Source organism: Mycobacterium sp. (assembly GCF_035653355.1).
Classification (GTDB): Bacteria; Actinomycetota; Actinomycetes; order Mycobacteriales; family Mycobacteriaceae; genus Mycobacterium.
The window spans coordinates 1-7,325 of sequence record NZ_DASRBZ010000003.1; the positions used below are offsets into that span (position 1 = coordinate 1).

The window sequence follows — 7,325 nt, forward strand, 5'->3', positions numbered from 1 at the left end:
CGCCCTGGTCCGGCCGATCGATGCCGCGACCAACGCCGACGCACCGCCATCGGGCATCAGGCCCACCTTGGTGAAGGCGAGCATGAAAAACGCTGCGGCGGAAGCTAATACGAGGTCACATGCCAGCGCCAGGGATACCCCGACACCGGCCGCGGGGCCGTGCACGACGGCGACCACCGGGCGCGGCAGCGCCGTGATCGCCCGCACCGCCCGGTTGGCCTCTGCGATGATCTCGGTGCCCGGACCGCCGCCGGAGACATCGTCGGCACTCATGCCGGCTCCCGAGCAGAAGCCGCGGCCCGCTCCGCCGAGGCGCACCACTTTGATCCGCGGATCGGCGCCCGCGCATTCCATCGCGTCGGCGATCCCGGCCAGCACCGGTGTCGTCAGCGAATTGAGGCTCTCCGCGCGATCGATGATTACCGACAACACGCCGTCGGTGAGCGTGACGGATAGGCCGGCGACGGGCGTCAGGGCGTCGATCCGGGACTCGAGGGCGGTCATGGGGATCACCTTAAGTGACCGGGATGCCGCTCCTTCGCGGGCAGCTGCGAAGATGCACGTGGTTGTCTAGTGGCGACCCGCTGCGCCCGGCTTCGCCGCGCTGGCGATCGCCACGTGGTTGTCTGGTGGCGACCCGCTGCGCCCGGCTTCGCCGCGCTGGCGATCGCCACGTGGTTGTTGTCGACAGGGAGGTCGGGTGATGGCGGGACCGCTGACAGGGCTGCGCGTTGTGGAGTTAGCCGGTATCGGGCCGGGCCCGCATGCCTCGATGATCCTTGGCGACCTGGGCGCCGACGTTGTCCGCGTCGAGCGGCCCAGCGCCGCCAGCGGGCCGGTCCGCGACGCGATGCTGCGCAACCGGCGCTTCGTCACCGCCGACCTCAAGTCCGACGAGGGCCGCGACCTGGTGAGGCGCCTGATCGCCAAGGCCGACGTACTGATCGAGGGATACCGCCCGGGCGTCGCGGAGCGGCTAGGCCTTGGTCCCGACGACTGCGCACGTGTGAACGAGCGCTTGATCTATGCCCGAATGACCGGCTGGGGCCAGACCGGCCCGCGCAGCCAGCGAGCCGGCCACGACATCAACTACATCTCGCTCAACGGCGTGCTGCATTCGATTGGACGCAAAGGCGAGCGGCCGGTGCCGCCGCTGAACCTGGTCGGCGACTTCGGCGGCGGATCGATGTTCCTGCTGGTCGGCATCTTGGCCGCCCTATGGGAGCGGCAGACCTCCGGCAAGGGCCAGGTCGTCGACGCCGCGATGGTGGACGGGTCGTCGGTGCTGATCCAGATGATGTGGGCGATGCGTGCCATGGGCATGTGGTCCGACGAGCGCGGCACCAACATGCTCGACGGCGGCGCGCCCTACTACGACACCTACGAATGCGCCGACGGCCGCTATGTCGCGGTTGGAGCGATCGAGCCGCAGTTCTACACGGCCATGCTGGCCGGGCTGGGCCTCGACAGCGCCGACCTGCCCGCGCAGGATGACCGCAGCCGCTGGCCGGAACTGCGGGCCCGGATCGCCGAAGTGATCGCCTCCAAAGACCGCGACCACTGGGCCAACGTGTTCGCCGACTCGGACGCATGCGTGACTCCAGTGCTGGCTTTCGGGGAAGTCGAGAGCGAGCCGCACATCACAGCCCGTCGCACCTTCTATCCGGCCGATGGCGGGCTGCAGCCGGCGCCGGCACCACGGTTCTCCCGGACAGTGCCCGACCAACCCCGGCCGCCCGGCCCGCCAGGGTCTGACACCGAGGCGGTGCTCGCCGACTGGGTATAGTCGCCGACCGACCATGAGGCCGGCCCGGGGGGCCGGTTGGAAAGGAAAGACTCGAGTGGAGATCAAAGACGCCGTCGCACTGGTCACCGGTGGTGCATCCGGCTTGGGCTTGGCGACCACGAAGCGGTTCCTCGATGCGGGCGCCCAGGTGGTCGTGCTCGACATTAGAGGGGAAGAGGTTGTGCGCGAACTTGGCGATCGGGCACGTTTCGCGCCGGCTGACGTCACCGACGAAGCCGCCGTAACCACCGCCCTCGACCTGGCGGAGACGATGGGCCCGTTGCGCATCGTCGTCAATTGCGCCGGCACCGGAAACGCGATTCGGGTGCTCGGTAAGGACGGCGTCTTCCCGCTGGATGCGTTCCGCAAGGTCGTCGACGTCAACCTGATCGGAACGTTCAACGTGCTGCGTCTCGGTGCCGAACGGATCGCCAAAACGGAGCTGGTGGGCGAGGAGCGCGGCGTCATCATCAACACCGCATCGGTGGCGGCGTTCGACGGTCAGATCGGCCAGGCTGCCTACTCGGCGTCGAAGGGAGGTGTGGTCGGCATGACGCTGCCGATCGCCCGCGACCTGGCCAGCAAGGCCATCCGGGTGGTCACCATCGCGCCCGGACTCTTCGACACCCCGCTGTTGGCGGGTCTGCCGGAGCCGGCCAAGGAGTCACTCGGCAAGCAGGTGCCGCACCCGAGCCGGCTGGGCAGGCCGGACGAGTACGGGGCGCTGGCCGTGCACATCGTCGAAAACCCGATGATCAACGGCGAGGTCATCCGCCTGGACGGCGCCATCCGCATGGCGCCGCGGTAAAGCGCTGAGGACTGAAAGCAGAAACGACTAAATATGGGGGCGGCCGTCGCCCGGCGCGCCCGAGGAGTGCGGGTCAGCTCGCGGTGGGCAGCGGGTGCCAGTCGTCGAGCTGCTCTGAGGTCTCGCCCTCTACCAACATGTCGCCGTGGTAGAGAGCCTCGAAATCAGCTTTGATCACGTCGGCACTCGAGTCGTCGATCCACATGACACTGAGCGTATGGATCACCATTAAGGAATCAGTGAGTCACGATTCGGAAAACGTTGGCAATATTACTGCCGGGTAGGGTTCGGGCCGCCTCGGGCCGTGAACTAGCCGGGCGGTTTATTCGTGTCTCTCGACGAGGGGTGGCTGAGGTTGTCGTTGACACCCCTGACTTATCGCTGATAAGTTACCGCGGATATCGACGGCGGATGGGCGCGACCTGGTGTCGATGGCCGAAGACCGCGACAGATGTCAGCGGTGGAAGGACCCGACATGCTGCAGGCAATCGCCCGACTTGCCATCGCCGCGCCGCGCAGAATCATCGGCGTTGCCGCCCTGGTGGTGCTGGCTGCCGCGATCTTCGGCATCCCGGTAACGAAGAGCCTGTCGGCGGGCGGTTTCCAAGATCCGACGTCAGAGTCGGCCCAGGCCATCCAGATGATGACCGACAAGTTCGGGCAGAGCGACCAAAAGCTGCTCATCGAGGTAACCGCGCCGGCAGGCGCCGATAGCCCTGAAGCCCGTCGTGCCGGGACCGATATCGTCGGCGCGCTCCAACGGTCACCGTATGTGTTTAACGTGTCCTCGGCGTGGACCTCACCCCCGCAGGCCGCCGCTGGTCTGGTCACCAAGAACGGCAAGTCGGGACTGATCGTTGCGAACCTCAAAGGTGGGGAAAACAACGCACAGAAATACGCCAAGACACTGGCGGACGAGGTGCACGGACTCTCCATTCCCGACGGCGTGACGGTGCGGGCCGGCGGCGTAGCGATGGTCTACGCCCAGATCAACCAGCAGAACGAACGCGACCTGCTGCTGATGGAATCGATCGCGATCCCGCTGAGCTTCGTGGTGCTGGTGTGGGTGTTCGGTGGGCTGCTCGCGGCCGCATTGCCGGTGGCGCTGGGTGGGTTGGCCATCGTCGGCTCGATGTCGGTGCTGCGGCTGATCTCGTTTACCACCGATGTGTCGACCTACGCGCTGAACCTGAGCACCGCGATGGGCCTGGCACTGGCGATCGACTACACCCTGCTGATCATCAGCCGCTACCGCGACGAGCTGGGCGACGGTGCAGCGCCTGACCAGGCACTGATTCGCACCATGGCCACCGCCGGCCGCACGGTGCTGTTCTCGGCGACCACCGTCGCGTTGTCGATGGCAGTGATGGTGCTGTTCCCGATGTATTTCTTGAAATCCTTCGCCTACGCGGGCATCGCCACCGTGGCATTCGTGGCCGTTTCGGCGATCGTGGTGACGCCGGCCGCGATCGCGCTGTTAGGGCCGCGGCTGGACGCGCTCGACGCGCGCCGGCTGGCGCGGCGAATGCTGCGCCGGGCAGATCCGGTCCACAAACCGGTGCAGCAGCAGTTCTGGTACCGCTCAACGAAATTTGTGATGCGTCACGCGGTGCCGATCGGTTCAGCAGTCGTTGCCCTGCTGATGGTGTTCGGGATTCCGTTTCTCGGTGTGAAGTGGGGTTTCCCCGACGATCGTGTGCTGCCGCGGTCGGCCTCGGCGCATCAGGTCGGTGACCAGTTGCGCAACGACTTCGCCGACGATTCGGCGATGGCGGTGCCGATCGTCGTACCCGACGCCCGCGGCGTGCGCCCGGCCGATCTCGAGCGCTACGCCGCCGACCTGTCGCGGGTGCCCGACGTATCAGCGGTGACCGCCCCGACCGGAACTTTCATCGCCGGAAACCGCGTCGGGCCGCCGGCCGCGCCCACCGGGTTCGCCGACGGCAGTGCGTTTGTGACCGTCGCCAGCACTGCACCGCTGTTCTCGCAAGCCTCCAACACCCAGCTCGACCGATTGCACGCCGTGATGGGGCCCGCGGGCCGATCCGTGCAGATGGGCGGACTGGCGCAGATCAACCACGACAGTGTCAAGGCCCTCGAGACGCGACTGCCGTTGGTGTTGGGCTTGATCGCGGTCATCAGCTTCGTGCTGCTGTTCCTGCTCACCGGCAGCGTGGTCTTGCCGCTGAAGGCCTTGGTGCTCAACGTGTTATCGCTGACCGCGGCGTTCGGCGCGCTGGCCTGGATCTTCCAAGACGGCCACCTGGGCGCGCTGGGAACAACCCCCAGCGGCACGTTGGAAGTCAACATGCCGTTGTTGATGTTCTGCGTAGCATTCGGCCTGTCGATGGACTACGAGGTGTTCCTCGTTTCGCGGATCCGCGAATACTGGCTGGAATCCGATCGCACCCGCGCCGGCAACGACGAGAGTGTGGCGCTCGGCGTGGCCCGCACCGGCCGGGTGATCACCGCGGCGGCGCTGGTGATGTCGATATCGTTCGCCGGATTGATCGCTGCGCAGGTGTCGTTCATGCGGATGTTCGGTGTCGGGCTGACGCTCGCCGTGCTGGTGGATGCCACCCTGGTGCGGACGGTGCTGGTGCCGGCCTTCATGCACATCGTGGGCCGATGGAATTGGTGGGCACCCAGACCGCTGATGTGGCTGCACGAGCGGTTCGGGCTCAGCGAATCGGGCGCGGCTCAGCGGTTGCCAACAATCAGTCCGGCATCGGGGCGGCATCGCCGGTCCAATGTCCAGCTGGGCGACACGAGCGGGAATGGGCAACGGACCCGCGCATCGGTGAGCGACAGTGGTTGAGGTGCCGATGAAAAGTTTGCGACGATCGCGCGCACCGCGTGGCTCCGGTGACCGGCTACGCGATGAAATCCTTGACGCTGCAACGGAACTGCTGTTGGAGACAGGCCACGCCAAGGCGGTGTCGATCCGGTCGGTCGCGCAACGCGTTGGCGTAACACCGCCCTCGATCTACCTTCACTTCCAGGACAAAGATGCGCTGCTGGACGCTGTATGTGCCCGCTACTTCGCCAAACTCGATCAGGAAATGCAGCGGGTCGCGGCCGGTCAACCGTCCGCTGTGGAAGTGCTGCGCGCACAAGGCCTGGCCTATGTTCGGTTCGCGATCGCGACCCCTGAGTTGTATCGGATCGCCACCATGGGGGAGTGGCGGTCGGGCAGCGACGTCGACGCGACGCTGGACAGCTCGGCGTTCAAGCACATGCGGGAGACCGTTCAGACACTGATGCATGAAAAGATCTATCCGCCCGGTGATCCGACAACCGTGGCGCTGCAGCTGTGGAGCGCCGCCCATGGGGTTGCGGCCTTGCTGATCGCCAAGCCGCACTTGCCGTTCGGTGATGCGGAGGCGTTCGCCGACCGGGTGTTGGGCGCAGCGTTCTGGGGGCATCTGGTGGCCGGGCTGGTCGGCCTCGACGCCGCACCGCAGGACCTGCTTAACAGGCTGATGACACGTCATCAACGAGAGGGCTCGCCGGCATGACAGCGACGACAACCACCGTCCACCACCCGTTTTTCGCCCGGGTATGGCCCACCATCGCCGCTCATGAGACGGACACGCTGCGTGGGCTTCGCCGGGATAACCTGGCCGGCTTGTCGGGGCGGGTACTCGAAGTCGGTGCAGGCACCGGAACGAACTTCGACCTATATCCCGACGCCGTCGAACACGTCGTCGCAATCGAGCCCGAGCCACGGCTGGCCGCCCGTGCGCGCCAGGCGGCGGCCAAAGCCCCGGTTCGGGTGGACGTGAGCTGCGAGACCGTGGAGCACTTTACTGCTGCAGAACCGTTCGACGCGGTGGTGTGCTCGCTGGTGCTGTGTTCGGTGGACGACCCGGACTCCGTTCTGCGAAAGCTGCATTCATGGCTTGCGCCCGGGGGACAGCTGCGCTATCTCGAGCATGTCGCCAGCGGCGGTATTCGCGGCCGATTCCAGCGGCTGGCTGACGCGACGATTCATCCCAGATTGATGGGTAACTGCCATACTCACCGCCACACCGAGCGGTCCATTGTCGACGCCGGCTTCGACGTCGACCACGCGCGAACGGAGCGGCCTTTGCCTGCGTGGGTGCCGTTGCCGGTGGCTGAGTTTCGGCTGGGCCGCGCCCGCCGCCCGGCGTAGTCGTCGGTTTGGTCGAGGCTGCGCTCACAGCGGCGAGACAGCAGTCGCCGCGTCGAGACTGCGCTCATAGCGGGTGACCCCGCCCGACACACGCTATAGGCACAGAGTCGGTCTACTTCAACAGTGCGGGCAGCCGCTGCAGCAGTCCCGGCAACGCCTGGCTAGCGGTCTCGCGCAAGGAGATCGTCGCGCTGCGGGACAGCGGTGTCGGCTCGGGATTGACCTCGACGACCGTCGCCCCGCGCGCCAGCGCCAGTTCGGGCAGACTCGCGGCCGGATAGACGATTGCCGACGTACCCACGACGACCAGCACGTCGGCGGCTTGCGTGGCCTCAACGGCTCGCTGCCAGGGCTCCTCAGGCAACTGCTCGCCGAACCACACGACGTCTGGGCGGATCAGCCCGCCACAACTACAGCTTGGCGGTTCCAATTCCAGCGCGGGCTCAGACATGTCCGGCAGCTTGCCGGTATAAGGCAAAGCGCAATCAGCGCAACGGAATTCGAAGATGCTGCCGTGCACGTGGTGAACGGGGTCGCTGCCGGCGCGCTCGTGCAGATTGTCGACATTCTGGGTA

The 7,325-nt window shown here is 66.5% G+C and carries 8 protein-coding genes; 5 read left to right on the top strand and 3 right to left on the bottom strand.

Annotated features, from left to right (window positions below):
- Positions 1 to 504, bottom strand: a 504-nt coding sequence (locus VFA16_RS00075; protein ID WP_324965855.1) for an enoyl-CoA hydratase-related protein, incomplete at its 3' end; no start/stop codon positions are given.
- Between the two features lie 199 nt (positions 505 to 703).
- Here VFA16_RS00075 and VFA16_RS00080 point away from each other — a divergent pair.
- Both VFA16_RS00080 and VFA16_RS00085 read left to right on the top strand, forming a co-directional pair.
- A complete protein-coding gene (locus tag VFA16_RS00080; RefSeq protein ID WP_324965856.1) occupies positions 704 to 1,786 on the top strand; it encodes a CaiB/BaiF CoA-transferase family protein in 1,083 nt (360 codons plus the stop codon).
- Positions 1,787 to 1,841: 55 nt separating this feature from the next.
- A complete protein-coding gene (locus VFA16_RS00085) occupies positions 1,842 to 2,594 on the top strand; it encodes a 3-hydroxyacyl-CoA dehydrogenase (protein ID WP_324965857.1) in 753 nt (250 codons plus the stop codon).
- 73 nt (positions 2,595 to 2,667) lie between these two features.
- Here VFA16_RS00085 and VFA16_RS00090 read toward each other — a convergent pair whose 3' ends face one another.
- Positions 2,668 to 2,799, bottom strand: a complete 132-nt coding sequence (locus VFA16_RS00090) for a hypothetical protein (protein ID WP_139797692.1) — start codon at positions 2,797 to 2,799, stop codon at positions 2,668 to 2,670.
- 270 nt (positions 2,800 to 3,069) lie between these two features.
- Here VFA16_RS00090 and VFA16_RS00095 point away from each other — a divergent pair, with 270 nt between their 5' ends.
- The 3 genes from VFA16_RS00095 to VFA16_RS00105 are packed head-to-tail and all read left to right on the top strand — an operon-like array spanning position 3,070 to position 6,750.
- A complete protein-coding gene (locus VFA16_RS00095) occupies positions 3,070 to 5,412 on the top strand; it encodes an MMPL family transporter (RefSeq protein WP_324965858.1) in 2,343 nt (780 codons plus the stop codon).
- 7 nt (positions 5,413 to 5,419) lie between these two features.
- Positions 5,420 to 6,112 carry a TetR/AcrR family transcriptional regulator gene (locus tag VFA16_RS00100; protein ID WP_324965859.1) on the top strand — a complete coding sequence of 231 codons (693 nt, stop codon included), beginning with the start codon at positions 5,420 to 5,422 and terminating at the stop codon, positions 6,110 to 6,112.
- Positions 6,109 to 6,750 carry a class I SAM-dependent methyltransferase gene (locus VFA16_RS00105; RefSeq protein ID WP_324965860.1) on the top strand — a complete coding sequence of 214 codons (642 nt, stop codon included), beginning with the start codon at positions 6,109 to 6,111 and terminating at the stop codon, positions 6,748 to 6,750. The genes VFA16_RS00100 and VFA16_RS00105 overlap by 4 nt, the downstream gene beginning before the upstream one ends.
- Positions 6,751 to 6,862: 112 nt before the next feature.
- Here VFA16_RS00105 and VFA16_RS00110 read toward each other — a convergent pair.
- Positions 6,863 to 7,325 (bottom strand): SIR2 family NAD-dependent protein deacylase (locus tag VFA16_RS00110; protein ID WP_324965861.1); only part of this gene is annotated, 463 nt, incomplete at its 5' end.

Bases quoted from the DNA above. Each gene is read 5' to 3' on its own strand.
- VFA16_RS00080 (WP_324965856.1), top strand. From the start codon at position 704: ATGGCGGGACCGCTGACAGGGCTGCGCGTTGTGGAGTTAGCCGGTATC.
- VFA16_RS00100 (WP_324965859.1), top strand. From the start codon at position 5,420: ATGAAAAGTTTGCGACGATCGCGCGCACCGCGTGGCTCCGGTGACCGG.
- VFA16_RS00105 (WP_324965860.1), top strand. From the start codon at position 6,109: ATGACAGCGACGACAACCACCGTCCACCACCCGTTTTTCGCCCGGGTA.
- VFA16_RS00090 (WP_139797692.1), bottom strand. From the start codon at position 2,799: ATGTGGATCGACGACTCGAGTGCCGACGTGATCAAAGCTGATTTCGAG.
- VFA16_RS00095 (WP_324965858.1), top strand. From the start codon at position 3,070: ATGCTGCAGGCAATCGCCCGACTTGCCATCGCCGCGCCGCGCAGAATC.